Origin of the sequence: Acinetobacter sp. SwsAc6 (genome assembly GCF_013391565.1) — a bacterium.
GTDB classification, from domain to species: Bacteria; Pseudomonadota; Gammaproteobacteria; order Pseudomonadales; family Moraxellaceae; genus Acinetobacter; species Acinetobacter cumulans.
Map to the genome: position 1 here is coordinate 178,995 of NZ_JACAXE010000002.1, position 26,667 is coordinate 205,661.

The 26,667-nt window shown below is 39.9% G+C and carries 33 protein-coding genes and 1 pseudogene; 19 read left to right on the forward strand and 15 right to left on the reverse strand.

The genetic code is table 11. The features are described from left to right. Positions 1-3: 3 nt before the first annotated feature. Genes HYG93_RS02385 through HYG93_RS02400 form a run of 4 tightly spaced genes read right to left on the reverse strand, consistent with a single transcriptional unit; the run spans position 4 to position 1,708 of the window. The gene (locus tag HYG93_RS02385) at positions 4-168 is read right to left on the reverse strand and encodes a hypothetical protein (RefSeq protein WP_178961773.1); all 165 of its coding nucleotides are present in this window, start codon (positions 166-168) and stop codon (positions 4-6) included. Then, positions 165-1,202, reverse strand: coding sequence for a replication protein (locus tag HYG93_RS02390; RefSeq protein WP_178961774.1), 1,038 nt, complete (start codon positions 1,200-1,202; stop codon positions 165-167). The genes HYG93_RS02385 and HYG93_RS02390 overlap by 4 nt, the downstream gene beginning before the upstream one ends. Positions 1,203-1,218: 16 nt before the next feature. Beyond that, positions 1,219-1,524 carry a hypothetical protein gene (locus tag HYG93_RS02395; protein WP_178961776.1) on the reverse strand — a complete coding sequence of 102 codons (306 nt, stop codon included), beginning with the start codon at positions 1,522-1,524 and terminating at the stop codon, positions 1,219-1,221. Positions 1,525-1,528: 4 nt separating this feature from the next. Continuing rightward, entirely contained in the window at positions 1,529-1,708 is a 180-nt protein-coding gene (locus HYG93_RS02400) for a hypothetical protein (RefSeq protein WP_120366823.1), read from the reverse strand. Between the two features lie 102 nt (positions 1,709-1,810). Between HYG93_RS02400 and HYG93_RS02405 the strand changes: the two genes are divergently transcribed. The 11 genes and pseudogenes from HYG93_RS02405 to HYG93_RS02450 all read left to right on the forward strand — a co-directional run bounded on the left by HYG93_RS02405 (position 1,811) and on the right by HYG93_RS02450 (position 8,401). Next, positions 1,811-2,500: a helix-turn-helix transcriptional regulator gene (locus tag HYG93_RS02405; protein WP_178961778.1), complete on the forward strand. Its 690-nt coding sequence runs from the start codon at positions 1,811-1,813 to the stop codon at positions 2,498-2,500. 13 nt (positions 2,501-2,513) lie between these two features. Next, positions 2,514-2,963, forward strand: a complete 450-nt coding sequence (locus tag HYG93_RS02410) for a hypothetical protein (RefSeq protein WP_120366770.1) — start codon at positions 2,514-2,516, stop codon at positions 2,961-2,963. Positions 2,964-3,172: 209 nt separating this feature from the next. Continuing rightward, positions 3,173-3,391, forward strand: a complete 219-nt coding sequence (locus tag HYG93_RS02415) for a hypothetical protein (RefSeq protein WP_120364150.1) — start codon at positions 3,173-3,175, stop codon at positions 3,389-3,391. Positions 3,392-3,395: 4 nt separating this feature from the next. Then, a complete protein-coding gene (locus HYG93_RS02420) occupies positions 3,396-4,217 on the forward strand; it encodes a PD-(D/E)XK nuclease family protein (RefSeq protein ID WP_178961780.1) in 822 nt (273 codons plus the stop codon). 29 nt (positions 4,218-4,246) lie between these two features. Further along, positions 4,247-5,773, forward strand: coding sequence for a recombinase RecT (locus HYG93_RS02425; protein WP_178961782.1), 1,527 nt, complete (start codon positions 4,247-4,249; stop codon positions 5,771-5,773). A 206-nt stretch (positions 5,774-5,979) separates the two neighbouring features. After that, positions 5,980-6,324 carry a hypothetical protein gene (locus tag HYG93_RS02430; RefSeq protein ID WP_120365312.1) on the forward strand — a complete coding sequence of 115 codons (345 nt, stop codon included), beginning with the start codon at positions 5,980-5,982 and terminating at the stop codon, positions 6,322-6,324. After that, positions 6,324-7,247: pseudogene (dcm, locus tag HYG93_RS19280) on the forward strand (DNA (cytosine-5-)-methyltransferase); the annotation flags it as partial. The gene HYG93_RS02430 and the pseudogene dcm, both read left to right, overlap by 1 nt. 48 nt (positions 7,248-7,295) lie before the next feature. Further along, a complete protein-coding gene (locus tag HYG93_RS19625; protein ID WP_218646759.1) occupies positions 7,296-7,706 on the forward strand; it encodes a hypothetical protein in 411 nt (136 codons plus the stop codon). Further along, positions 7,699-7,929, forward strand: a complete 231-nt coding sequence (locus HYG93_RS02440) for a hypothetical protein (RefSeq protein ID WP_178961784.1) — start codon at positions 7,699-7,701, stop codon at positions 7,927-7,929. Before HYG93_RS19625 ends, HYG93_RS02440 begins: the two co-directional genes overlap by 8 nt. Beyond that, the gene (locus HYG93_RS02445; protein WP_178961785.1) at positions 7,922-8,122 is read left to right on the forward strand and encodes a hypothetical protein; all 201 of its coding nucleotides are present in this window, start codon (positions 7,922-7,924) and stop codon (positions 8,120-8,122) included. The genes HYG93_RS02440 and HYG93_RS02445 overlap by 8 nt, the downstream gene beginning before the upstream one ends. After that, a complete protein-coding gene (locus HYG93_RS02450; protein ID WP_120366775.1) occupies positions 8,123-8,401 on the forward strand; it encodes a DNA-binding protein in 279 nt (92 codons plus the stop codon). It abuts the gene before it with no gap. Here the strand turns inward: HYG93_RS02450 and HYG93_RS02455 are convergent. Beyond that, positions 8,398-9,417, reverse strand: coding sequence for a site-specific integrase (locus HYG93_RS02455; protein ID WP_120366824.1), 1,020 nt, complete (start codon positions 9,415-9,417; stop codon positions 8,398-8,400). The two genes, HYG93_RS02450 and HYG93_RS02455, sit on opposite strands and share 4 nt — an antisense overlap. 152 nt (positions 9,418-9,569) lie before the next feature. Next, the gene (locus tag HYG93_RS02460) at positions 9,570-10,148 is read right to left on the reverse strand and encodes a YceI family protein (protein WP_178961787.1); all 579 of its coding nucleotides are present in this window, start codon (positions 10,146-10,148) and stop codon (positions 9,570-9,572) included. A 348-nt stretch (positions 10,149-10,496) separates the two neighbouring features. Here HYG93_RS02460 and HYG93_RS19285 point away from each other — a divergent pair, with 348 nt between their 5' ends. Further along, positions 10,497-11,027, forward strand: coding sequence for a nuclear transport factor 2 family protein (locus tag HYG93_RS19285; RefSeq protein WP_171356317.1), 531 nt, complete (start codon positions 10,497-10,499; stop codon positions 11,025-11,027). A 106-nt stretch (positions 11,028-11,133) separates the two neighbouring features. On the opposite strand, the gene HYG93_RS02470 is transcribed toward HYG93_RS19285, so the two are convergent. The 3 genes from HYG93_RS02470 to tkt all read right to left on the reverse strand — a co-directional run bounded on the left by HYG93_RS02470 (position 11,134) and on the right by tkt (position 14,033). Continuing rightward, positions 11,134-11,586 carry a GNAT family N-acetyltransferase gene (locus HYG93_RS02470; protein WP_178961790.1) on the reverse strand — a complete coding sequence of 151 codons (453 nt, stop codon included), beginning with the start codon at positions 11,584-11,586 and terminating at the stop codon, positions 11,134-11,136. A gap of 107 nt (positions 11,587-11,693) precedes the next feature. Then, positions 11,694-11,909 carry a hypothetical protein gene (locus HYG93_RS02475; protein WP_106985436.1) on the reverse strand — a complete coding sequence of 72 codons (216 nt, stop codon included), beginning with the start codon at positions 11,907-11,909 and terminating at the stop codon, positions 11,694-11,696. A gap of 135 nt (positions 11,910-12,044) precedes the next feature. Beyond that, positions 12,045-14,033 (reverse strand): transketolase, encoded by a 1,989-nt coding sequence (gene tkt / locus HYG93_RS02480; RefSeq protein ID WP_178961792.1) that lies wholly within the window; start codon positions 14,031-14,033, stop codon positions 12,045-12,047. A 704-nt stretch (positions 14,034-14,737) separates the two neighbouring features. Between tkt and metK the strand changes: the two genes are divergently transcribed. The 5 genes from metK (at position 14,738) to HYG93_RS02505 (ending at position 19,226) form a co-directional block, all read left to right on the forward strand. Then, a complete protein-coding gene (gene metK / locus HYG93_RS02485; RefSeq protein WP_120365306.1) occupies positions 14,738-15,904 on the forward strand; it encodes a methionine adenosyltransferase in 1,167 nt (388 codons plus the stop codon). 236 nt (positions 15,905-16,140) lie between these two features. Beyond that, positions 16,141-16,485, forward strand: a complete 345-nt coding sequence (locus HYG93_RS02490) for an SMI1/KNR4 family protein (RefSeq protein ID WP_117006972.1) — start codon at positions 16,141-16,143, stop codon at positions 16,483-16,485. A gap of 157 nt (positions 16,486-16,642) precedes the next feature. Next, positions 16,643-16,987 carry a hypothetical protein gene (locus HYG93_RS02495; protein ID WP_106985432.1) on the forward strand — a complete coding sequence of 115 codons (345 nt, stop codon included), beginning with the start codon at positions 16,643-16,645 and terminating at the stop codon, positions 16,985-16,987. A gap of 194 nt (positions 16,988-17,181) precedes the next feature. Beyond that, a complete protein-coding gene (locus HYG93_RS02500) occupies positions 17,182-17,883 on the forward strand; it encodes a VIT family protein (RefSeq protein WP_106985431.1) in 702 nt (233 codons plus the stop codon). Between the two features lie 131 nt (positions 17,884-18,014). Beyond that, positions 18,015-19,226, forward strand: coding sequence for a YeeE/YedE family protein (locus HYG93_RS02505; RefSeq protein WP_106985430.1), 1,212 nt, complete (start codon positions 18,015-18,017; stop codon positions 19,224-19,226). Positions 19,227-19,282: 56 nt separating this feature from the next. On the opposite strand, the gene HYG93_RS02510 is transcribed toward HYG93_RS02505, so the two are convergent. From HYG93_RS02510 to HYG93_RS02520, 3 genes are read right to left on the reverse strand one after another with little or no spacing between them, the layout of a single operon-like run. After that, positions 19,283-19,810, reverse strand: a complete 528-nt coding sequence (locus HYG93_RS02510) for a hypothetical protein (RefSeq protein ID WP_106985429.1) — start codon at positions 19,808-19,810, stop codon at positions 19,283-19,285. 57 nt (positions 19,811-19,867) lie between these two features. Then, positions 19,868-20,647: a TIGR03915 family putative DNA repair protein gene (locus HYG93_RS02515; RefSeq protein WP_106985428.1), complete on the reverse strand. Its 780-nt coding sequence runs from the start codon at positions 20,645-20,647 to the stop codon at positions 19,868-19,870. Positions 20,648-20,649: 2 nt separating this feature from the next. Further along, on the reverse strand, positions 20,650-21,909 hold the full coding sequence (locus HYG93_RS02520; RefSeq protein WP_106985427.1) for a putative DNA modification/repair radical SAM protein: 1,260 nt from the start codon (positions 21,907-21,909) through the stop codon (positions 20,650-20,652). A 220-nt stretch (positions 21,910-22,129) separates the two neighbouring features. On the opposite strand from HYG93_RS02520, the gene HYG93_RS02525 reads away from it, so the two are divergent. Next, on the forward strand, positions 22,130-23,179 hold the full coding sequence (locus HYG93_RS02525; RefSeq protein ID WP_121594475.1) for a nitronate monooxygenase family protein: 1,050 nt from the start codon (positions 22,130-22,132) through the stop codon (positions 23,177-23,179). Positions 23,180-23,289: 110 nt separating this feature from the next. Further along, positions 23,290-23,439 carry a hypothetical protein gene (locus HYG93_RS02530; RefSeq protein WP_171356319.1) on the forward strand — a complete coding sequence of 50 codons (150 nt, stop codon included), beginning with the start codon at positions 23,290-23,292 and terminating at the stop codon, positions 23,437-23,439. Positions 23,440-23,542: 103 nt separating this feature from the next. Here the strand turns inward: HYG93_RS02530 and dusB are convergent, their stop codons facing one another. The 3 genes from dusB to pgaC form a co-directional block, all read right to left on the reverse strand. Beyond that, positions 23,543-24,586 (reverse strand): tRNA dihydrouridine synthase DusB, encoded by a 1,044-nt coding sequence (dusB, locus tag HYG93_RS02535; protein ID WP_178961794.1) that lies wholly within the window; start codon positions 24,584-24,586, stop codon positions 23,543-23,545. Positions 24,587-24,955: 369 nt separating this feature from the next. Beyond that, positions 24,956-25,369 carry a poly-beta-1,6-N-acetyl-D-glucosamine biosynthesis protein PgaD gene (gene pgaD, locus HYG93_RS02540; RefSeq protein WP_106985424.1) on the reverse strand — a complete coding sequence of 138 codons (414 nt, stop codon included), beginning with the start codon at positions 25,367-25,369 and terminating at the stop codon, positions 24,956-24,958. Between the two features lie 11 nt (positions 25,370-25,380). Further along, positions 25,381-26,655, reverse strand: a complete 1,275-nt coding sequence (gene pgaC, locus HYG93_RS02545) for a poly-beta-1,6-N-acetyl-D-glucosamine synthase (RefSeq protein WP_106985423.1) — start codon at positions 26,653-26,655, stop codon at positions 25,381-25,383. Between the last annotated feature and the right edge of the window lie 12 nt (positions 26,656-26,667).

A 26,667-nucleotide genomic window follows, 5' to 3' on the forward strand; every position in this document is an offset into this window, starting at 1 on the left:
CCCTCACAATGGTGTGAATTTATCCAATAGTCTTTTGTTTACTACCCCAACGAAGTGACACCACCCCCAGCCAGTACGCCACCACATCCAAATACCCTGTTCGTTTTTCCAATACGTGCCATCGGTTTCAATGTGTGATGCATCGTCGGGTTTGATTTGGTTTTTCATAGCTCTGGCCCTAGATCAACTACAAAGCCAAGCTCTGCTAGATATGGACCGTATGTTTTTGCGTACTCAGGTTTTCTGAGATTTGCGCTGATACGAGCCTCAAAAGACTTCTGTGTTTCGCCTACGTTTGAGTACAGAGAAGCGAATGTGCTGTAGTTACAAAGCTCTGAAACGAAGTAATTAATCTGAGCGTCTGACAAGCTTTTGCTTTTCGCTTTGGTTGTTTTTTGAGATTTAGCCTTAGGCGCTACAAGTTTTTGAATGCGGTAGATCCAGTAATTCATCCAGCCTTGCGCTGTGGTTTTTTCTCTGCTTGTAGACCACTGGGCAAAGTTTTTTAACTCGCTCAGAATTTTTGCATCATCTAGTTTTGGATCGATCCGTTTTGCTTGTTCAGCAAGATCGGTTTGAACTGTGTAGACGTTTGCTAGTTCCCTTAGGCTGTACTGCTTTTTATCGCCCTCGTGGTATTTGACAGAATCATCAAACATTTCGTTTTCAGAGTTATCCACAAGAAGGGTCTTTTTTTCTTTATTTAAATTTTCTTTAAGGTTTTCTTTATTAGTCCCCTGCTCAACAGGGGTACTCCCCCCCTGTTCATGGGTGGTACTCTCCCCCCCCTCAATGGTGCTACCCCCTTTTAATGGGGGTACTACCGTTTGGTGGTACTGGTTGAGAGTTAGAAGATACTTATTTAAGCAACCTTTTTTGCGATCAACTTTTATTAACTTTGTGTCTTCTAATTCGGCAATTGCTCTAGCAACTGTCTCCTCTTTTTTTATCCCACAATGCTTTTGAAACTGTGTGATAGAGATCGTATGTGATTCACGATCAAAACCTAATGTTTGACGAATAATGAACATCAGGCACTTAAACGCTTTGTCGTTCAATTCAGCCATGATCTGTGTGTCAATCAAGACATTAGGTAGTCGAGTAAACCCTTCTTCCTTTTTAGACATTGCGTTCTGTCCTGTTTTTGGAAAATGCACTATTTCGCCTTGAGTTTGGGAAAGTGCATGTGCTAAATTCGGCATTGGTTAATTACCTCGTTTATATTTCGGTATGAACGGCAGAAAGGCTCAGTTGTTCGCGCAACTGGGCCTTTTTTGTGCCTGTTCTTTTTTGCAGTGGTTCAGCCGTCAATTCAAAAATTTGCGTGTCCACGGTATCTGTGGTCATACGCATGAATGATGCGAGATGATTTATACGTTCCCGAACTTCAGAGATATTCGATATGCCAAGACTTCTAACGTGCTCAGATAAAGTTTTGTTGTCTGACTTAGCAATTGCTTCTAAATCCCGCTTTTCTTCATACGTACATTTAAAGGTGATGCTTTCAGTAAGTTTTTCTGACATAGGATTACCCCAAGTCCGCTTTTAGCTTGTTTTTCGTCAAAATCTGAATACGAGCCTGTGTATCCAAAGGAATGCCACGGTGTCTCCACTTGCTGATTGTTCCGCGAGTAACCGCTAAAACCGTTTTAGTAAGCTGAATATCTTTATCAACACCGAAATGGTTCTTTAAATCATCAACAGTCATGTTTACCTCAATAAACCAATAGTTTCCATTAGTAAACCATAAGTTTCCGCATTCTTCAATGCGTTTGTTTACTATAGGAAACATTCATCGGAGTGTTTTTTTATGAGTTCAATTAGAGATCGAATAATTCAAAGAATGACTGATCTAAAGCTCAAGCAAGTTGATTTGATGGAGGCCACTGGTGCAACCAAGGGGGCTGTATCGAAGTGGGTTTCAGGAACAAATGTGCCTAGATCTGAATTTATGCCCGCACTTTCAAAGGTTTTAAAAACCACAGAAAACTGGCTTTTGACTGGAAACTCTGTTATCGAATTAACACAAGTGGAACCATGGGATAGCAATACGCCACTAGATGATGATGAAGTTGAAATCCCCTTCTTTAAGGATTTTTCATTTGCTTGCGGTGGTGGCTTAATTAGTGAAGCTATTGCAAACGAAACACGCAAACTAAGAATGTCGAAAGCAACTTTACGAAATCTATCAATAACAAAAGAAAATGCTGTTGCAGCAACGGCTATGGGTGATTCTATGAACCCTACAATTAAAGATGGCGATACAATCCATGTTGATTTAGGTAGAAAAAATATTAAAGATGGCAAAATTTTTGCTATTTGTTTTGGTGGTCTATTTTACTGTAAACGCTTATATAACTTACCTTTAGGTGGTATTCGTATAGTTTCAGATAATTCTGTTGAATATCCTGAAATTCATTTAAGCGCACAAGATGTCATTGATCAACAGTTGGAGATTATCGGCTGGGTTTGGCAAATATCTAGTTTGGAAAGTTGGTAATATTGAGGAAGATATGGAATCTATTTTAGTAAGTATATGTACTGCTATTATTTTCTTTTTGGTGGCTAGGGTGTTGGCTAAATACAAAAAGAAGCCTGAAGCTAAGAACATTCATTTTAAAAATAATCAATCAGCTTTTGAACATGCCTGCTTAACAAACAAAGCTACTTTTTTTCAAGGTATTATGAGTTTCGGTATTGTTCGGGATGTAATTGAAGACAATTCTGGAAAACAATTTTTAATTGAATTGGCTGATTCAGATGGGACTAAAATAGTCACTGGTTTCAACGATAAAAAATCTGAAAAAATACATTTAGGTAATATTGTCTATTGGGGGTTCACAAGTACCACGGAGACTAACATTCTAAATATACAAGCAGTCGGACATGTTCTCGCAATTCTAGATCCTGAACTCAATCCCAATTCCAATAAATGGAGTATTAGGGAAGATTTAACTAAATAAACAAATAAAACAGGAAACTAAACCCATCAAGTTGATGGGTTTTATTTTGCCCATCAAATGACAAAGTTTCCTAGTTAAAAACATTTTGTTTCCTTTAATAAACTTTATGTTGACTTAAAAGTTTCCTTTGATAAACTAAATCTCGTATCCACAAAAAAGCCTGCAACGGTCTCGACAACTGGCAGGCTTACTCAAAGAGCGAGATAAGTATGAAAGAAACCGCATCACATAGCAACACGCCAGCTTTCACAAAGAACGAAAGCAATACAAAGCCTGTTCTATATCAACACCCTACTGCTTCCGAAATGCAGACTTCACGCTGGGAAATTATTTGGGCTAATGCTAAAGACTTTGCAATCTTCATTGCGACTGCACTTGTGCTTTGGTTGATCGTTACATTCGTTCTAGTTGGCCTATTTGGAGGTTGAGTTTATGAACGCATTTGTCACACCTCGAAAAAATATCGTTTCAGTACGGGCTTCATCTTTAAGTGATTTATTTGACTGCCCTGCACGCTGGGAAGCAAAGAACCTTTTAAATAAGCGCAATCCAGCTGGTGCGCGCACTCGACTCGGTACAGCGATTCATGAAGCGGTTACTCAATGGGATTATCAAAATCTAATCGGTAACGATGTTTCAACCGAAGAATGTGAAGAAATTCTGCATCACCAAATTTGGCAGCCGAATGAGGAAGTTGATTGGACTGACTTGGATCAGAACAGCGCTGAATCTATCGGCCAATCATTGATGCAAAAGTACATCACTCAGATTGCACCAACTCAAAAATTTATCGGTGTTGAAGTTCGTTGTGAGTCCTTAATTCTTGCCGATCTAGGCATTGAGCTTACTGGAACTATTGACCGAATTTATGAAAATGAAGCTGGTGAGCTTGGTATTGGTGACATTAAGACAGGTAAAAACTCAGTAGGAAATGATGGCGTTGTCAAAACTTCTGGCCATACCCCACAAATGGGAATTTATACAGTTTTAGCCTCTCATGCACTCCAAGAGCCAGTAACTGCCCCATCCCGAATTTATGGCCTAACCACGGCAAAAACAGATAAAGGTCAGCATGTGGGCATTGGTGAAATTGAATCTCCTGCTCAGGTTTTACTTGGCACTGAGGAAGAACCAGGGCTACTCCAATACGCCGCTAAAGTCATAAAAAATGGCGTGTTCTTTGGTAACTCAAAATCAATGCTATGCAGTGAAAAATTCTGCCCTGCTTTCTCTACATGCAAATTTCGTAAGTAATTAATTTTCAAAATATAAGGATTATATCCATGACTTCACAAGTAATGACAACTGAACAACTTCGTACTCAACGTAAACCAGATGATGTTGAAGCAAGCTTTAATACTTATCGTGGGTTCCAAGCTATGTCACACATGGCTGAGAGTCTTGCAAATAGTACAATTATTCCCGAAGCATTCCGCAATACAATCATGGTTAAAGACCGTTATGACCAGCAGGCTAAAAAATGGCTATACACGCCTGAACATAACCCGAATGGTGTGTCTAACTGCATCATCGCATTGAATATGGCACAGCGTTTAGGCGCAGATCCAATGATGATCATGCAAAATCTATACTTAGTTGATGGTCGTCCAAGCTGGTCAAGCCAATTCATTATTGCGGCTATCAATAGCAGTGGCCGTTATAGCCCTTTACGTTTTGACATCACTGGTGGCGATGAAGAAATTGAAATTCCTTATGCTGTAACTGATTGGATTTTTAACAAAGACACACGTAAAAAAGAACCAGTTGAATCTAACCAGACTGCACGTGTAAAAAACTATAAATGCGTTGCATGGGTTATTGAAAAAGCTACTGGTGAACGACTTGAATCAACTCCTATCACTATGGAAATGGCAGTTAAGGAAGGTTGGTATCAAAAGAACGGAAGCAAATGGCAGTCTATGCCTGAGCAAATGCTTCGTTACCGTGCCGCATCATTCTTCGGCCGTATCTATGCCCCTGATCTTCTTATGGGTTTACGTAGTCAAGATGAAGAAGTTGAGTCAATGATCGATGTTACGCCTGAGCCTGCGCCACAAGAAGAACCAACAACATTGGCAAACATTCAGAAAAATGTTGTTAAAAGCGCTACTGCAAATGACCAAAATTCAACATCAAATGATGTAGCAGAAAAGACTGTTTCTGCAAAAAAAGCTGAACCAGTAGCTGAACAAGCGCCACCAACTGTAGAAGTACAAGTCAAAAAACCAACATCTGCAGACGTAAAAAAGCAGTACATTCTGAAAATGAATAAAGCTCAAAGCGCTGCTGAGCTTAATGAAATTCATGAACAATTCATTATTAACGATATTTTAACCGAACCTCATTTGGCTTATTTAAAAGATGCATATCAGCAGGACAAGCAAAAGTTTACGCCAGCGGAACAGCCAGCTCAGCAAGAAGTACAAGTGCCAGCAGTCAATGAAATTAAAAGCAAAGGCACTGCCAACGGTTTGAAGATCTCAATCGAAAGCGCACAAACAGTTGAAGCGTTGACAGATATTGCGCAGACGATCCGAGATAGCAAACCAAACATGACAATAGATCATTTAAATGATGTTCTCAATGTTTACCAGCTACGCAAGAAGTTCCTAGAGGATCAGCAAGATATGTTCGCTGGTGTACCTGATCTGACTTGGACTGATAGTGCAATCAAGCAGATAGAGTCTGCTAAAAATCAGGATGATATTAATGCTGTCTATACAGATCCACAGTTCGAAGAACAGTCAGATAAAGATAAACAGCGCTTAAATTTGGCGGCACAAAAACGCGAATCGGAACTTTTCGGTTAATTCAGATATGGCCGTACTAGGTGCGGCCAGTTTAAGGAATATAGAAATGATTTTTTGGATTATGTTGGTTGGGGTATGTGCGGCTTTTGCTATTGACGCTGATAAGCCTGCAACAACAAATGCTGTTCTATGTGTTATTTGCGTATTTTGCTTTTCGCTAAGTGCATACATTGAATTTTTCTTGACGAAGAAATAAAGGTGGTGTGATGGAAGCTAAACAATTAGAACCTGCTGAAATTATTCGCGACGAAATGGGCACCTGGACACATCCTGAATACTCAAAATATTTAGCTGAAAAATTTGATGGTGCTGAATGGATCGATCAAAAAGATTGGGATGAATTAAAGCGTCATTTCAATATTGATACTGTGACTTTTTGGATGGAAGGCCATGTAAATAGTGATGATTGGGAAGCTATGATGGATACATGCGACATTTCAAAATGGAATCCAATTGCACCAAATGGTTTCTTCTTAATTGACATTCATTTTGGTGAAGATGATGCATACGCATTGTTTGCCCGCAATAAACGTGAAGTTGAGGTGGCCTAGTGAAATTCGAATTTATAGATTTGTTTGCGGGCGTTGGTGGTTTTCGTATGGCGCTAGAAAACCTCGATGGCCACTGTGTTTTTTCAAGCGAGTGGAACCAACATGCAAAAGAAACATATTTTCAAAATTATGGTGAATATCCTGAAGGTGACATCACTTTAGACGAAACCAAAGCTAAAATTCCTGAAAAATTTGACATTTTATGTGGTGGATTCCCCTGCCAAGCATTTTCCATTGCAGGCAATCAAAAGGGATTTAATGAAACCCGCGGGACCTTATTTTTTGATATTGTGGATATCGCAAAAAAGCACCAGCCTCATGTTATTTTTTTAGAGAATGTTAAAAATTTAGTTTCTCACGATAAAGGAAACACTTTTGAAGTGATTAAAAACACTTTAAAAGAAATAGGTTATGCCGTTTATTTTCAAGTTCTGAATAGTATGACGCATGCCAATGTGCCTCAAAATCGTGAACGTATTTTTATAGTGGCGTTTAATGAAGCACTTGTTCCTAATCATGCCGAGTTTCAGTTTCCTGAAGTAATTCCATTAACGAAGACGATTCATGATTTTTTAGAAACCGAGCAGGTAGATCAAAAGTATTACTATCAACCTGATCACAAATATTACCCAGCTTTAGATGCTGCAATACAGTCTACGGATACCGTTTTTCAATGGCGTAGAAAGTACGTGCGCGAAAATAAAAGTAATGTTTGCCCGACTTTAACAGCAAATATGGGTGCAGGCGGTCATAACGTGCCATTAATCCGTGATACTTATGGTATACGCAAACTGACCCCAAAAGAGTGCTTTGCGTTTCAGGGCTACTCAATGGATGTATTTAAAATGCCTGAAATTGCAGATAGTCACTTGTATATGCAAGCTGGTAATTCAGTCACGATGCCATTGATCCAACGGATCGGCGAGCAGATTTTAGAAGTGCTTATTAAAAATTTGAAGAAAGGTGGCGTGATGGATATTCAGAAACAAGTAGCTTTTGAAAAGTTTCATGCCCGCGATTGTAATTGCGACTATGAGGACTTAAAACGCCGACTTGATAGACATGAACTCTTAACTGGGCATCGCTATCCTCCTACAAGTCCAAGGCATGAGGCTTGGTTGACGTGGTGTGCTGCATGGGATGCTAAAGCCCAAGCGGTGCCTGAAGGATTTGTTTTGGTTAAAAAGGTTCACCCTGATGCCATAGTACACAACCAAGGACTCGGCCTTTTTAAGGAGTGCCAAGTTATTTATGGCTGGGATGGCAAGTCCAAAGATTTTAAAGATGCTTTGAATAAGGGGTTTTATCACGGGGTTAAGTTGGGCGCTAAAGCCGTATTGGAAACTACCATGATCGAAGCACAGGAGCAAGGTAATGACTAGAACAGCAAAACAAATTGTTGATCAAACCCATGATCTTGCTGAGGCATTTTACCTGCACCTTGGTTATGCGCACGTTAGGTCACAACACGGAAATCTGTATGAATCAACACACCCAACAGAGCAAAGCATGTGGCATTTAGCATGCCTTGCTCAAATAGAATTAACAGCAACAGATCCAAATGATGCTTTAAGTGAATTGGATGAGGAGCCAGCCAATGACTGACCTATCCCCTGCTGAAATCGAACTTTTAGAAGAGTTCCGAGAAGAGCTTACATCGCATGCAGTTTCAAATGTTGGGTTTACTACTGAGCTTTCCGCCGAATTAGTGCAGGCAATTTATAAATTAGTATGTGAAAAAATTACTGAAAATGATTTGCCTTATAAAATTGTTAAAAGTTTAAGGGAGGTGTCTTAAATGGCCTCATACTTAATTAAAGTTGAGTGCGATACTCCACCTCAGGTGATGCTTGGTCAAAATATTGGAGGCGGGATTGTTAAGGAATTAAAAGAGGTAGAAATCGAGTTGGTTTCTGCTGCTCAATTAGCTGAGAAATATAATCTTAGCGTTAGTACAATTCGAGCAAAGCTAGTGAGCATAAACCAAGGTACAGGCGGAAAGTCGCTCTACAATCCCAAGTTCGCCCACACACTACTTACCCAAAAAAATAAACGTGGTAGACCGAGAATTAATTAACTCTCGGTGCTATTAAACATTTCTACTAGATCCTGTGCATCTGGGTTGTAGTACGTATTGATCAAGATACTAATTGTCTTATGCCCTGTTATTTTCGCCAAGATTTCAACAGGGAGTTTTCTAAATTTAACCATTCTTGTGATTGCTTCATGCCTGGTGTCATGAAAGTTAATTTCGTCCAATCCTACTTCACCGCGAACACGATAAAACGTCCGCCTAAAAGACTTTTCTTTGACTGGCACAATGACATCTTGATTGTCAGGAATTAAAGCTAAAAGCCTTTTTGCCTCTACAGATAATGGTACATTTCTGGATTCACCATTTTTCGTCATAGGGAGATGTACAAATCCATCCTTAATATCTGCCCTCCTCATTGCCAATATTTCACCCTTGCGCATAGCTGTCTCCAGGGCGAATAACATTGACCACGAAACATAGTGCATAACACGCACAGGTGTGGTTGTGGTATCCCACTTAAAACCATTAACAAGACACTCTTGTTGCTCAGGGTAAATTCTTTGATTTCTAGATTTACCCTTATTAGGCTTGGTTACAGTCGACCACACATTGTTTTCAATTATGAATAGTTCTTTTTGAGCATAGCTAAAAATTGAAGAAAACATAGCAAATTCACGAAGTGCAGTACTACTCTTGACTTCTAAAACGCGATTATTTCGCCAACGAGCAATATCGTTAGGCTGAAAATCATGAATTGATTTTGTCGCTAGGTCTCCAAGTATCCGATCTATATTATTCAGCTTGTTTCGAATGACATGAGCTGACTTTAACTTGCTACCACGTTCAGCATAATATTTTTCGCATAATTGCTTAAATGGAAAACTTGGCTTAATTCCTTTCTCTAAATTAGCACGACCTGTTTTTAGTTCAAGTAACTTCAGCGTTGCCCAGTCTTCACATTCCTTCGCTGAATCTTTTGTGGCTGAATATCTTTGCTTTTGATATGTAACTGTGATTCGCCAGCTTGAACCGCGCAGAATGGGTTTTGGGATTTTCATTTTCTTGGTGCAGATTTGGTGCAGAATTGTATTTATAATACCAATTTTATTGATGATTTGAATTAAATTATCACATTTAAGTGCTGATGTTGGAGACAAAACAACTTGCTACGTTTTAATAAAAACATAGCAAGTTATTGTATCTTAATGCATTAATTCTTTACCGATGCTTCAGTTGTAATATTTACAGTAATTTGATCACCTACATTTGGTACGTATGCACCCACACCAAAGGCAGAGCGATTAAATGAAGTAGTTGCGTTAAAACCAATAGATTCAGCTTTTGTCATAGGATGCACGCCTTGTTTATTTAACACAGCGTCCAGCACTACAGGCTTAGTCACATCTTTAACAGTTAAGTTACCTGTAATTTTGTATTTGTTTTTACCTAAAGCTTGTACTTTCGTACTTTTAAAAGTGATGTTTGGATATTTTTCAGCATTAAAGAAATCCGCTGTTTTTAAATGTTCATCCAAAGCTTTCACGTTAGTATTTAAGCTAGACAATGGAATAGTTACATCTACAGATGAATTTGCAGGTTTTGCATTATCTACGTTAATCGTACCTTGAATATCACTAAAGTTTGCAGATGGTGTAGAAAAACCAAAGTGATTCCAATTAAATACAGTTGCCGTATGTGTTGGATCAATTTGATATGCTACAGGCTTCGCCATAGAAAAAGTTGCAACAGATGCAAGTGCTAAACCTACTGTTAATGCTTTGATGTTCATGTTTTTATCTCACTTAAGAATACAAATCAGTTTATACAGTTCTGCTAAAAATACACTGTTAAAGATAAAACGTTTTGTTGCATGTTTAGAACGATACATTTGTAAAAATTGACTATTTTCAGCATTCCGCTGGCGCTATTGTTTGACTATAGCCACATTGAGCTAAAACACAGATTTACCATTTTCAAACACTTCAAATTAAAAAAAATGCAACAATCTTTATAAGTAATAAATATTTAGCATTTATTTTCCTAATTTTAGGATACTGTTGCTTGCAATCGCCCCTTTTTTGCTTATCTATAATGACTAAAATAATTTCACTACCTGAATAAATAAAGTTGATTTCCTATGTCAGAAAATTTACAAGCAATTAAAAAAGCCTTAAGCACAAAACAACCCAAAGATGTCGTTTTAGCCTTTTTACTTAACACATCAAAAGAACTGGTAGCCGATGCAACAGCACAGCTGGTCGCTGAAGATGCCGATTATGTTTCTTTAAATTTTAGTAACCCTGAACTAAAACAAATTGAACCTTGGGCTGGCTCTTACCAAGGCCGTGATGTTTATATTTATACTTTTGCAAATTTAGGGACTTATTGGCAAATTGATGATTTTCAAATTACCGACATGCTCGCTGAAGGTGAAACAGTGGCAGTATTTGGGCAGTTTACCTGCACATCCGTATATGCAAAACGCACCTTCACCTCACCATTTTCAATTAAAGCAATTGTCAAAGATGGCCTGATTACTTATTTCCAATTCATGGAAGACACTTATTCTTCTGCATCTTCCTTCCGTGTTGCTGGTGAATGGACCATCCAACAAGATGCCGATCCTGCAAAAAACTTTAAAGTTTCAGAAAAATCTAAAAGCGAATAAAATCCACATCGACATCTAAGCCACATTAAATGAATGTTTGGTGCGATTTAAAGATATTCACCCTGTAGATAAATGGTCAGACTAAAAATCATTTTTAGCTGGCCACTCAATTTAATCGATATTGAATAAACCCTGTTTTGCGTGCAATCTGATCATAAAGCTTTTGTGCAACGTCATTGTCTTGATGGGTTAACCAATACACACGATCACATTGTCTTTGCTTTGTATAAGCATGTACCTGCTCAATCAAAGCTTTAGCAATTCCCTGACCGCGTTGCTCATTCAACACAAATAGATCTTGTAAATACGCATAGGGTTGTATGGTCCAACAGCTGTCATGTTCAATCACATGCACCAAGCCCACTGCTTCATGGTCTAAATAAGCCACAAAGCCATAGATGTGTTCTTGCTTCGGATCAGTTAACTTCTGCCAAGTATTTAGGCTGAGCTCCTCAGTCAACTGTACTTGATAAAATTGTTGATAGCCTTGCCAAAGTTGCAACCAATCTGAATATTGAATGCCCGCCGACGATAATACCTGAATATTGAATGTACTCACGATCTACTCTTTTGAATGCTCTATGTTTTTTATAAACAAAATATGCACATAAAAAAAGCTTTATTCTCCTTAAAAGAACAAAGCTTTTTTAGCACCGCATTCAAAACTTAAAGCTTTTCAATCAAGATGCGATCAATCTGTTTTAAACCTGTGGTTTTTTCATGATTTTTACGACGTACCTTAATAATTTTTTCTTCAGCCATATCCTGTAACAACAGCTCAACTGCAACCATGGCTTCTAATGGAAGGTCTTGACCAATCCATTTCTGCTCACCTGCATCCATTAAAGTGATCTCATCACTGATTTGCTCATATAAACTCATCTCTATCTCACTTCTTCGTTTTGCCTATGTATGGGTAAACTTTTGACAGCAATGTAATCAGCCCTGCTGTAAAGTTCAAAAATAAAAGACGCTCTCAATTGAGAGCGTCTTTTAAAGACTGTTTAATAACAGGTATTAAGCAGTGATTTCTTTAACTGCCGCAACAACAGCATCAGTAGTGATACCGAAGTGTTTGTACAAGTCTTTTGCAGGTGCAGATTCACCGTAAGTTGTCATACCAATTACGCGACCATCTAGACCAACAAATTTCCACCAGTAGTCAACATGTGCTGCTTCTACAGCAACACGAGCACGAATCGCTACTGGAAGAACTGCTTCACGGTAAGCTACATCTTGCTTCACAAACTCTTCAGCACATGGCATAGATACTACACGTACACCTTCGAGCTGTGCGTATGCTTCCATTGCCAATGATACTTCTGAACCAGTTGCAATAATAATTGCTTTAAGTTCGCCTTTTTCCTTCGCAAGGATATAACCACCTTTAGCCACGTCAGCAATTTGATCCGCTGTACGTGTTTGGAATGGTAAATTTTGACGAGAGAAAATTAACGCTGTTGGGCCTTCACTACGTAACAATGCAGATTTCCAAGAAATAGAAGCTTCTACAGTGTCACATGGGCGCCATGTGTTGAGGTTAGGCGTACCACGTAAAGATGCAATTTGCTCTACAGGTTGATGTGTAGGACCATCTTCACCAAGACCAATTGAGTCATGTGTGTATACATGGATCACACGTTGCTTCATTAATGCAGACATACGTACTGCATTACGCGCATATTCCATAAACATTAAGAATGTAGCTACGTAAGGAACGAAGCCACCATGAAGCGCAACACCGTTAGCAATCGCAGTCATACCAAATTCACGTACGCCGTAGTGTACGTAGTTACCTGCTGGATTGTCTTGAACGCCTTGAGCGCCTTTCCAAAGTGTAAGGTTAGAGCCTGCTAAATCTGCAGAACCACCTAAAATTTCAGGAAGTAATGGTGCAAATGCTTGGATCGCATTTTGGCTTGCTTTACGTGTAGCAATCGTTTCTGCTTTAGCATTCACTTCTGCAATGTAAGCATCCGCTTGTGCTGCAAAGTCAGCAGGAAGATCACCAGATAGACGGCGTTTAAGTTCTGCAGCTTCTGTTGGGTATTTCGCAGCATAAGCAACAAATGTTTCATTCCAAGCAGACTCAGAAGCAGAACCTTTTGCTTTAGCATCCCAAGCTGCATATACGTCAGCAGGAATTTCAAATGGACCTTCTGTCCAACCTAAAGCTTCACGTGTTAACGCGATTTCGTCATTACCAAGCGGCGCACCGTGGCAATCTTCTTTACCTTGTTTGTTTGGAGAACCTAAACCAATCACTGTTTTACAAATAATGATGGTTGGTTTTTTAGTTTCAGCTTTCGCTTCCAAAGTTGCTGCACGAAGCGCATCTGCATCATGACCATCAACTTTAAGCACTTGCCAGCCGTAAGCCAAGAAGCGTTGCTCTGTATCGTCAGAGAACCAGCCTTCTACTTCGCCATCAATTGAGATGCCGTTGTCATCATAGTAAGCAACAAGTTTACCTAGACCTAAAGTACCAGCCAATGAACATGCTTCGTGAGAAACACCTTCCATTAAGCAACCATCACCCAAGAAACAGTAAGTGAAGTGATCTACAACAGCGATGTCATCTTTGTTAAATTGCGCAGCTAAAGTTTTTTCAGCTAAAGCAAAACCTACAGCATTGGCAATACCTTGGCCAAGTGGACCAGTCGTTGTTTCAATACCAGGTGCATAACCAAGCTCTGGGTGACCCGGAGTTTTAGAGTGCAATTGACGGAATGCTTTTAAGTCATCAATTGAAAGATCATAGCCAGTCAAATGCAATAAAGCATACTGAAGCATAGAACCATGGCCATTAGACAATACAAAACGGTCACGGTTAGCCCATTGTGGGTTGCTAGGATTGTGATTTAAAAACTCACGCCATACAACGTCAGCAATATCTGCCATCCCCATTGGCGCGCCTGGATGGCCTGAATTCGCTTTTTGCACAGCATCCATTGCCAATACACGAATTGCGTTTGCAACTCGACGTTCATTAAGTGGGGTCGTCATAGGTCAGCGTCCAAATAAATCTAAAAGAAACTAGAAAAGTGAATAGAAATTCAAAACTGTGTATATTGTCTTAAAAAATAGCTAAGGGGTAAAGCCTCAAGCCCGAGTTTTCGCTATTAATTCGTAATGAAATCATTTTTTGCACAATTATCCAGCACATACCGCCTTAAAATTTTCTATATTTTTATAATCTTGCGATATATGTTTTGCATCTAAAACTGCAAAAATATATTTAAGATGACATGAATCTTCAGTTGCACTCTGGTAAACGCCACAAAAAAATCAAAACAAATACTTAAAATACAATATCTTAATCAAAAGATGAATTTTATTCATGTTTATAATTCAAAAATGAATTTTCATAGAAAAACTTAACAACATTACACTCATCCAATTACAAAATATGATTACATCCTCTTGTTTTGAAACAACTTAAACACATTAGCACAGCAACAAATCAGCCTCTGAAAGTCTTAAAGGCCAAAAAAACCTTGAATTATAGTCAGCACTTTACATGACTGAACGTATAAAATTTCAGCCACTTACATCTAATAAAGATAGCGTTATCACTTTTTTTAATGACCATATCAAATAAAACACCAATAAATTGAAATAAATTCATTCATTTTGGTCGACATGCGCTAGTCCTAAGACTGAAGTCGATGTAACATATTGCGTCTTTTAAATTAACTGTGATAGGACTTATGCGCGAGTACGCTGTATTTACCTCGGAATCTGTAAGCGAAGGCCATCCAGATAAAATGGCTGACCAAATCAGTGATGCTATTTTGGATGCGATCTTAAAAGAAGACCCTTATGCGCGGGTCGCTTGTGAAACGCTTGTAAAAACTGGTGCGGTCGTACTTGCTGGTGAAATCACAACGACTGCAAACGTCGACTTTGAAGCGATTGTCCGCAACACTGTAAATGGTATCGGCTACCATCATTCAGATCTTGGCTTCGATGGCTCAACTTGTGCTGTCATCAATATGATTGGTAAACAATCACCTGAAATTGCACAAGGTGTAGACCGCCAAAAACCTGAAGATCAAGGTGCTGGTGACCAAGGTTTAATGTTTGGCTATGCTAGCCGTGAAACAGATGTATTAATGCCTGCGCCAATTTCATACGCGCATCGCTTAATGGAAAAACAAGCAGAGTTACGTAAGCAAGGTACACTTTCTTGGTTACGCCCAGATGCGAAAAGCCAAGTAACTTTTGCCTATGAAAATGGCAAGCCTGTACGCTTAGATGCTGTTGTGCTTTCTACTCAGCATGACCCTTCAATTACTCAAGCACAGCTAAAAGAAGCTGTAATTGAAGAAATTGTGAAAAAAGTAATCCCAGCGGACATGTTCCATGCGGGTACTAAATTCCACATCAACCCAACAGGCATGTTCGTGATTGGCGGCCCTGTAGGTGACTGTGGTTTAACTGGCCGTAAAATTATTGTAGATACTTACGGCGGTATGGCTCGTCACGGTGGTGGTGCTTTCTCTGGTAAAGATCCATCTAAAGTTGACCGCTCTGCTGCATACGCAGGTCGTTATGTTGCTAAAAACATTGTGGCTGCTGGTCTTGCAGACAAATGTGAAATCCAAGTGTCTTATGCCATTGGTGTTGCTGAGCCAACTTCTATTTCTATCAACACATTCAACACTGCAAAAGTATCTGAAGATTTGATTATTGCATTGGTACGTGAACACTTCGACTTGCGTCCATACGGTATTACACGTATGTTGAACTTGATTCAACCAATGTATCAACAAACTGCATCTTATGGCCACTTTGGTCGTGAAGGTTCTGATACTGCATTTACTTGGGAAAAAACAGATAAAGCTGAAGCGCTTAAAGTAGCTGCTGGTCTTTAATTGTAAATTTCTCGTTAAAAAAGCCTGCGCCATGCAGGCTTTTTTATTGTTCAATTTTTAATATGTCAATTTAACCCTCTCAACTATTGACTTAAATTTACGCAACTTTTATTAATAAGTATCTAAAATATATAAAGAATAATTTCAAGCCATTTCCAGTAGAATACAAATTTATAAGCACTGCCGAGGAACTATTAGGATTTAAATTTCCTGAAAAATATAAAGCAAAAATGTAAATTGAAAATGGTGGCGAATTCGCGATCAGCTTATCTGATGAAGACGAATATGAAGATGGTGACGATATTGAAGCATGGTGGCTTTTCCCCTTTCACGACACCAGTGATGTAAAACGAATTAAGCGTACTATGGAACATCTTGTCGCAGAGCATACATCCACTCTAGAAATTGAAGACTTCCCAGAAAACAGTGTTGCAATTGCGCATAATGGCGATGGTGATTACTTGTTAATGCGAGCTAATGAAGACTCACAATTGGGAGAAGAAATTTACTTATGGCGCCATGAAGACGCTGAATTTATCTACCTTCTAGCACCTTCAATTGAAGAGCTGATACCAAGTTAAGAAAATTATTTGTGCCAGCAATAATATTTCAAATATTAAAAGGCATATTGGTAAAAATTACACTTAATCAACAATTTTTGATCGATTTATAAACAGCCTTTCAGCTAATATATGTTCAGCCCATGCTACGGGTATAACAAAAAAAGGAAACTGTACAATGAATAAATTATTAGTTGCTCTAGGTTTAGCTGCCACTGTTGCACTTGTTGGCTGTAACAAAGACAAAGCTCCTGAAACTGGTGCTACAACGGGTGAACACCTTGAAAACGCCGCTGACCAAGCTGGCCATGATATCGCCAATGCAACATCAGAAGCAGCAACTGCGACTGCAACTGCTGTAGACAACGCAGCAACTGCGACAGCTGATGCTGCAAACAATGCCGCAAATCACGCTGAAGCCGCTGCACATGATGCAAAAGAAGCAGCGAAAGATGCGACTGCTGCAACAGCTGGTGCCGTTGAACAAGGTGCTGCAGACGTTAAAGAAAAAGCACAGCAATAATTTTATTGCATCCAACAAAGCCCTCTACATGAGGGCTTTGTTTTGTCTTCAAAAATATCACTACACGGCTCTTACAGCATCATTATCCCTAAGGAATCAAAGGCCTGTTGCTATTGACCATTTTACTTTGTCGATCTGCTCACACAGGCTATACTCCTTAACAGAACAATATTTAACTTAAGGGAGCATGTGTTATGCCTTCGTCTCATCATATAGAACAACATTATATGCAACGTACAGGCTGGTTACGTGCGTCTGTATTGGGCGCAAATGACGGCATTATTTCTGTGACAAGCTTAATTATGGGCATGGCAGCCAGTGGCGCTTCCACACAAACTTTGCTCATTACCTGTATTGCGGGTCTAATTTCGGGTGCGACCTCTATGGCTGCAGGCGAATATATTTCAGTGAAATCTCAAGAAGACATTGAAAAAGCTGACCTTGCTATGGAGCATCGTGAATTACAACGTAATCCAGAGCTAGAGCTCAAAGAACTTACTCACATTTATATTGCTCGTGGCTTAACACCAGAGCTGGCGCATGATGTTGCCGTGCAACTTACTGCTCAGAATGCTTTAGAAGCGCATGCGCGTGACGAAATTGGTATTAACGATAATACGGCAGCTAAACCTTTATTGGCTGCAGGCTCATCAGCTTTGGCATTTTCAATTGGGGCTTTATTTCCCATGTTGTCTATTTTGCTAAGCTCGGAGCAATATGTCGCTCAAACAGTCATGGTTGTAGGTGTAGTTTCATTGGCTTTACTGGGTGCACTTTCAAGCTATGCTGCGGGTACATCGCTACTTAAAGGCAGTATGCGCGTATGTATTTGGGGCATTATTGCCATGCTTTTCTCCAGCTGGATTGGTTCTCTCTTTAATGTCACACCGCTATAGCATTTCTTACATATAATTTTTACTAATATAATAATTCAAATATACACATAGTATATTTATATATATTGTCCCTTGAGGGCTGTTAACTTTTATACAATAGCCCTGATTTTTTATTTTTAATTTAATCTCCTATGTCTGTTATTGCTGCACCTGCAAATCGATCAAATGTATCGGTTTGGGTGTCTTTTATTCTTTTAATTTTAGGTACGATCGGTGCCTATCAAGTGGTTGGCGTTAAACAAGCCCTCCTTTTCCTTATTGGTGGCGCGCTTGGTATGACGCTTTACCATGCTTCATTTGGCTTTACTTCGAGCTGGCGTGTATTTATTAAAGAACGTCGTGGCCGTGGTTTACGTGCACAAATGATCATGTTGTCTTTAGCCGTGTTGCTCTTTTTCCCTGCTTTAGGTGCGGGTGAGTTATTTGGCACGCCAGTCAAAGGTAATGTAAACCCTGTTTCTATGTCTGTCATGATTGGTGCTTTTATCTTTGGTATTGGCATGCAATTGGGTGGTGGCTGTGCATCAGGTACGCTTTATACTGTCGGCTCAGGCAGTATGCGCATGATTGTGACGCTGATCTTCTTCTGCACAGGCTCACTGATTGCAACCTCGCATATTGATTGGTGGTTTAACCTGCCGCATTTAGCTCCAATTTCTATTGTGACCAGCTTAGGTGTTGCCCCTGCTCTCTTCATCAACTTTGTATTATTTGCACTCATTGCTGTTGCAACAGTGTATTTTGAAAAGAAACGTCACGGTAGTTTAGAGCTTGAACCTGTAAGCCAAAACCATGGCTGGAAGCGTTTTATTCGTGGCCCATGGCCATTAATTTGGGGCGGTATTATTTTAACCCTCCTCAACTTTGCAACCTTGGCGCTTGCAGGTCGTCCTTGGGGTGTGACCTCTGCACTTGCAGTGTGGGCTGCCAAATCTGCAAGTGTTATGGGCATTGATGTTGCGTCATGGAACTACTGGCAACAACCTGCCAATGCAAAAGCCTTAGCCGAATCATTGTGGTTTGATATTACCTCTATGATGAACTTTGGCATTATGATTGGTGCATTATTGGCAGCTAGCCTTGCGGGTAAATTCGCTCCTAACTTTAATATTCCAAAGCGCTCACTTGCTGCTGCAGTAATTGGTGGTTTAATGTTGGGCTATGGTGCACGCTTAGCATACGGCTGTAACATTGGTGCGTACTTCAGTGGTATTGCATCGGGCAGTTTACATGGTTGGTTATGGCTGATCTTTGCTTTTATTGGTAATGGTATTGGTGTAAAACTACGTCCAATCTTTTTCCCTGGTGAACGTCCGCAACCTGAAAAACTCACAGGCTGTTAATACGCTTCATGAAAAAAAGACCATCAATATGGTCTTTTTTTTATTGCGCTTTATCATTATGCGTTTGGACTTAAAGCAGCTCTTAAATTGCAACCAAAGCCCATAATTTGCTGTGCTTGCTTATAGCTACTGTAGTCAGTTAAAGCAAATGCATAAAAAGCATCTGCATTGGCAAAGTGTGGTGCTAATGCTGTCTGAGATTGATGCTTTAATTGTATTTGATCTAACCACTGTAAATTAAAATGCCCAACGCGATAAAGCTCATTAAAATAAGCATTCATGAGCTGACAGTATTCTTCTTTCACAGGTTTAAGCGAGGTTGCACTCACCGCATGCAAATGCAAGGTACTCAAATTCGTGACATCTAAAGGTGATTGATCTGAAAATGCGATATTTTGCTGTTGCTTCAATTGCTGATAATCAGATGCCAATTGAGTATTTAAGGCATCAATCTTTTGTTGCAAACTTGCCACATCAGTCACAGCATAATCAGTGGCTTTGACTTCTACAGATGGCTTTTGATCGGCAGTGCAAGCACTGAGCATTAAGCTGGACATAATGCTCAAAGCAAGGACAAACTTCATAAATGCACTCTTTGGTCTAAAACTTTAAAACAGCCCATATTATGCATAAAATCCGAATTAAAGCGATTTCTCATTCATGTATCGCCAATAGCGTTTTGGTACATACTGCACATGCAGTCGCATATTTTTACGCGCTTCAATATTTACACTTCTAAAATAATCTTTCCAGAGCTGGTCGTATAACAGCTCATCATCGTCGAGTTGCACACTAAAAGCCTGACTATGTCCCAGCTGTAGATTTGTGTCTACCTCATACGCATTCATCTGTATCTGATGCACATCTTTTAAATCATAATAAATGCCGTACTTACGCTTTTCATCATAAATGAGCCATTGCTGATCTTGGTAACGACGGCAAAAATGTCGTTCAATTAAAGGTAAAACATTAAAATCTGGCGAAATCAGACTCAAATACAAGCCATCTTGGCATTTTTTAAAGCGTACAAATGCCTCCATGCGATGCTTTTCACGACCAACTTGCTTGGCCCATTGTGAAATACCCAACACATCGGCATGGCCATAATCCTGATCTACTAGACGCTGTGACTGAAAGACATAAACTGCAAAATTAAAACAATGCTGAAATGCTTCATCTTGCTCTGAGAGAAAGCTGTAATAAAAATTCCGCAGTGCTTGTGCTGAAAGCTTTTGTTTTAAACCCTGCCAGACCCGTTGCCCATGTTCCTCATTGGATGGAACCTCAACAAACTCATCAAATAAGCCTGACTGAGGCAGCTGTCCAGCGGTCAGTTGTACACTAAATTCCTTAAACTCAAACGCGCGAAATACGCAGCTCAATAGCCCAGTCATCGTTCCATCAAATTGATAGACCGCCATGTTTAGAACCCAAAACCAAGCTGAGGTGACAATTGCTGCGTATATTTAGAATTGCCCATCTGCAAAATCTGATTGCGAATTTGGCTGGGTGTTTGGTCACGTTGAAACTTTGGCGTATCTACACAGCGGATAAAATGTTGCGCACGATTGTAAGACACACCCATACGCTTTAACTGGTCAATATGAATTTGCCCAAAGCGTCTTGCCTGTACTATTTTTTTAGCTGAACGTACGCCAATTCCCGGTACACGCATTATCATGCGGTAATCCGCACGGTTAATATCAATAGGAAATTGCTCTGGATGACGAAGCGCCCAGCTCAATTTCGGATCTACATCTAAATCCAAATTTGGATGAGCATCATCTACTATTTCAGATGCATCAAAGCCGTAAAATCGCATGAGCCAATCACTTTGATACAAGCGGTTTTCACGGAGCAATGGCGGTGCAGAACCTACCATTGGTAGCGCCTTTTCTTGTTCATTAATTGGAATATAGCCCGAAAAATACACGCGTTTTAGCTTAAATTCTTTATAGTGCCGATCCGCCATCATAATAATATCTTGATCCGTTTCTTGCGCAGCACCTACCACCATTTGCGTGGTCTGACCTGCAGGAACAAACTGTGGCACAGTCCGAATAATTTTCCGTTCATCTTTCAGTTCGATTAAACGGTCACGCACAATTCCTAAATCTTTTTGTACTTCTGCATGGCTTTTTTCGGGTGCAAATTGCTGTAAGCCTGCTTCGGTCGGCATTTCCAAATTAATACTCATGCGGTCCACATATAAACCAGCCTCTGTAATAATTTCTTTAGACGCACCCGGAATCGTTTTCAGATGAATATAGCCGTTGAAGTTTTCTTCTAAGCGCAATTTCTTGACCACTTGTAGCATACGCTCCATAGTATGGTCGGCTGACTTAAAAATACCCGAACTTAAAAATAGCCCTTCAATATAATTACGACGATAAAAGTTGATGGTTAAATCCACAACTTCTTGCACGGTAAAGGCTGCCCGTTGCACATCATTGGAACGACGCGACACACAGTAGGCACAGTCAAAAATACACACATTGGTAAATAAGATTTTGAGTAATGACACACAGCGACCATCTTCGGTATAACTATGGCAAATACCATTACCTGTATTACCAAGACCGCGGTCTTTATTTTGGCGTTTGCTTCCACTGGATGAACACGACACATCATATTTAGCCGCATCTGCCAATATTTGCAATTTTTCACGAATACGTTCAGACATAGGAGAAATTCAGCGTAAATTATCAAGTACAACTAAATTATAAGCTGCCCATCATTAGGAAAAGTATGATTGAGATGCCTACACGTCACAGCATGTCGTTTAAAATCCTCTGCACATTTTTTCTTTTTATCTACTGCTATTTATAAACAAAATGCCGAATATGATTTGCATAAAACCTAGGCCTTCGGCAAAGTAAAAATATAATGAGGAGAAAACTAAAATGAATGTATTAGAAAATTTAGCCATTAAACACCCCATTTTTTTATCTCCAATGGCAGGTGTTTCCACACCCACTTTGGCTGCTGAGGTATCTAATCAAGGGGGCTTAGGTGCACTTGGTCTAGGGGCAAGCAGTGTTGATGTAGCCAAGCAACAAATCTTAGCGACTCAAGCCTTAACTGATCATTCTTTTCAGGTCAATTTCTTTTGCCATCAATCGCAAGCATTTAATCTGCAACGCTCCCAAGCGTGGATTGACTATATACGCCCACAATTCGAACAATACGGCGCAGTCGCACCCACACAGCTCGATTGTATTTATCCCAGTTTTTTAGATCACGATGATTTTTTACAGCTTGTACTCGAAACACGTCCCAAAGCCGTCAGTTTTCACTTTGGCATTCCGTATCCCCATCAGATTCAAGCCTTAAAAGAAGCAGGCATTATCACGATGGTAACTGCAACCAACTTAATTGAAGCACGCGCAATTGAAGCGGCAGGCATTGATATCATTATTGCTCAGGGTATTGAAGCGGGTGGGCATCGTGGCATATTCAACCCAAGTTTTGACAGTAGCATTCAAACCAGTGACTTAGTACAATTACTGAAAAAACACTGCAATCTTCCAATTGTTGCAACAGGTGGCATTATGACAGGCCAAGATGCTAAATATATGCTGAAATTAGGTGCAGATGCCGTGCAACTCGGGACCGCATTTGTACAATGCAAAAGCTCGAATGCCAATGAAGCCTATCGTAAAGCATTATTTGATCAGCCTATTACGCAAATAACAACAAGCATATCGGGTCGACCTGCACGTGGATTAATTAATCATTGGCATAGTCAAATTGATACGCCTGAGCGCCCAATAGTTGCCGACTACCCTTATGCTTATGATTTAGCGAAACAGCTCCATCAACTTGCGTCACAACATGGTGATCATGGTTTTGGAGCATTTTGGGCGGGAAGCCAAGTTGCGAAAATTCGTGCCCTAGAAGCACCAGACTTAATAAATCAATTGGTTTTAGAAATGAATTTTAACGCAGACTAAATGCTCGTTTTTTTGAATAAGCCACTCCTCTTTGTTATCCAAAAGTAATATTATGTTGCTATATGTAAATCATATAAATAAACAACAACAGGATAACAATTAGGATATATATGGCAGCTGTTCTCCTTATTTTAGTGCTCATAGGGGTGTCCGTAGACACAACCCATCACTTTAAATCAGAAAAATCAACTCAAGTTACCCCAGCACAAGCGGATACTAAAGCTGATGTAACGCCTGCTTCTGAAGCACACGCCTCTTAAGCTCTACAGCAACCAAAAGATAAAAAACCAGCCACTATGGCTGGTTTTTTCTTAAATGAGCAAAACGTATGTGTCACGTTACGCACGTTAATACTATACAGATTTAGGTTTCTAGCAAGTTTACTTGTTCAACCTGCACATCACTCATAATGTCGCCATGATCAAGTAAATGATCAAAATACGCTTCCACCACTTTAAATTGTGCAGCAGTTGAATCTTCTTTATACATGTTTTGACGGAATTCATTACTTGAGCGTAAACCCTTGGTATACCAAGCAATATGTTTACGTGAAATACGGCAGCCTGAGTATTCACCATAAAATTCATAGAGTTCTGCCAAATGCCCTAACAGCACTTTTTTAACTTCTTCAATATTAGGCGCGGCCAAGTGTTCACCAGTTTCCAAATAGTGTGCAATTTCCCTAAAGATCCAAGGGCGACCTTGCGCTGCACGGCCAATCATCACCGCATCCGCACCTGTATAATCCAATACATATTTGGCTTTTTCTGGTGTATCGATGTCGCCATTGGCAATCACTGGAATACTCAGTAAAGCTTTAACTTCTTTAATGAGAGCATAACGGGCAGTGTTTAAGTACATATCTTCACGGGTACGACCATGTAGAGCCAAAGCGGCAATCCCCGCTTCTTCAGCACGTTTCGCCACACGTAAAATATTTTCATGCCCATTTAAAAAGCCTAAACGGGTTTTAAGAGTCACTGGAACATCGACTGCCACCACAACACTATCTAAGATACGTGCAACAAGGTCTTCATCTTTCAGCAATGCTGAGCCTGCTAATTTATTACAGACTTTTTTGGCTGGACAACCCATATTGATGTCGACAATTTGCGCACCATTCGCCACTTGAAAGCGTGCAGCTTCTGCAAGTTCTTGTGGATCTGAACCCGCAATTTGCGCTGAAATAGGCGCAATTTCACCATCAAAATTAGCACGATATAAACTCTTTTTACTCATGCGCAAGGTTTTGTCTGCCGTCATCATTTCACTGACCGCATGCCCTGCACCAAAGTATTTACATAACGTACGAAATGGCCGATCAGTAACCCCTGCCATCGGGGCAACCCACAATTTTTTGCTGATGGGCTTATCAAATAACTCTTGAATTACTGCATGCTGCGCCATTAATTTTTTCCACTTCGTACAGGTTAAACCTAGAAAATATTTTGCTACCACAAATCCTAACTATAGGATGAATAAGTTATCCATCACGGCAATATTTATTGAATCTATTGCAGATACTAAGATGAGACATACAAAACTCTGCATCTTCTGCCTGACAAATGCGAGATGCTGACGCTCAAAAGCGATTTTCTATGGGAGAGGTATAGTCTAAATCTTTCTCGCAAAAATCTCTAGCTTCGCCAATATGCTTAAATCCCACCTAAGTGTACTTTGCTCAGCCTCTAGTAAAGCTTTAAAGGGCTAAGTACTTATGAAAAAAAAACACCCAAGTGAACTTGAGTGTTTTCAGATTCAATCGTATACGGCGCTTTATTCAATATGAATAATTTTGCCATGTTCGTCGTGATAGACCGTGCTAATTTTTTGCTGACGGCTATTTTCAATTTCCTGTACTGGCAAATCAAAATGGTGCACATAGTCTGTTAATGTTTTTGGCGTTTGCTTTTTCACTGTTTTTGCAGGAACATAATTCGACCATAGCAACAGTGAAATGGCACATGCCACCAATGCTGTAAATCCATGTTCTAAACCCGTACCAAAAGAGCCAAACAAATGCTCAAGTACATGGTGTTTTTGCAAGCTTAGGAATCCCATCACCAGCAAGGCTGGGCGCCATAACAACAACCAAATACCCCACATCACGGCTGTAGATGTATTGGATGCGTATCGTTTATGCCATGGCAACTGGCGGCGTAAATCGATAATTAAGCTATTATTTTTCATCTTATATTTACTCAGCTTTCTGATTTTATACGAATACCACGGTCAGGACTCACCCAACGTGCACGCTGGCCCGTGCCGCGTCGTAATACTTTAGGGAAGGCAACAATACTGGCCGTGATGGTAATCAACCAAAATACGAATGGATACCAAATCATCCAGAAATAGTTTTTACCCAATGATGGCTCATAACGACTGTCCATCCATTTACTTAGGGCAAATTGCAATAAGCAGGTCGCACCTAATAACATGCCCGTACCGTAAGGTAAGAATGGCGAACTGACTAAATCACCAATTCCACCCATAGGAATCACAAAATGTAGCACCCAAATAACCGCCATAATGAGCATCATATATGACCAAACTAGAGTCAAAATCAGCTCCATCATTAATGGCCATAAAAAGTTTAGTTTGGGTTTAAACAACACATCGATATTTTTAAGTAAGACTTGTGCCCCACCCATTGCCCAACGTAGACGTTGCTTCCATAAGCCGCTAAATGTTTCTGGCATTAAGATCCAAACCAAAGCATTTGGCTCAAAGCGAATGTCCCAGCCTTCACGTTGTAGCTTCCAAGTAATATCAATGTCTTCAGTTAACATGTCTGGTGACCAATAACCAACTGAATGCACCGCACTTTTACGAAAACCTGTAATCACCCCAGAGACCGTAAATAAGCGACCAAAGCTACGTTGTGCGCGTTTAATCATACCGACAATCGAAGAAAACTCACCGACTTGAATACGACCAATTAAAGTTGAACGGGTACGAATACGTGGATTACCCGTAACCGCAGCAACACCATCATTTTCTAAAAAGTGGCGAACCATCCATGTTGCTGCATGCGGGTCTAAGAGCGCATCGCCATCAATCCCAATCAGGTATTCAGCATCGGTCAGCAAACTGCCTGCTTGCAGTGCCATAGCCTTGCCTTGGTTTTGGGCTAAATGTACTACACGTAACTTTTCATATTTTCCAGCAAGGCGATCCAACACTTCAGCTGTATTGTCTTTACTACCATCATTAATGGCGATCACTTCAAAGTTTGGATATTGCAGACCTAAAGCATGGCTAATGGTTTCATCTGCATTATCGCCTTCGTTAAAGCATGGTACCAGTACTGCCACTTTAGGATATTCCGCTAAAGCGGGTGGCTCTGAAAATGGCGGATCTTTGCGTTCTTTCCAATAAAAAATCAGTGCACCGACCATCCATAAGTACGACATAAACAATGGATAGTAAAATACAAAGTGCAATGCTGAATGCCAAAATTGCTGAAGCGTTGACATAATTCAATTCCC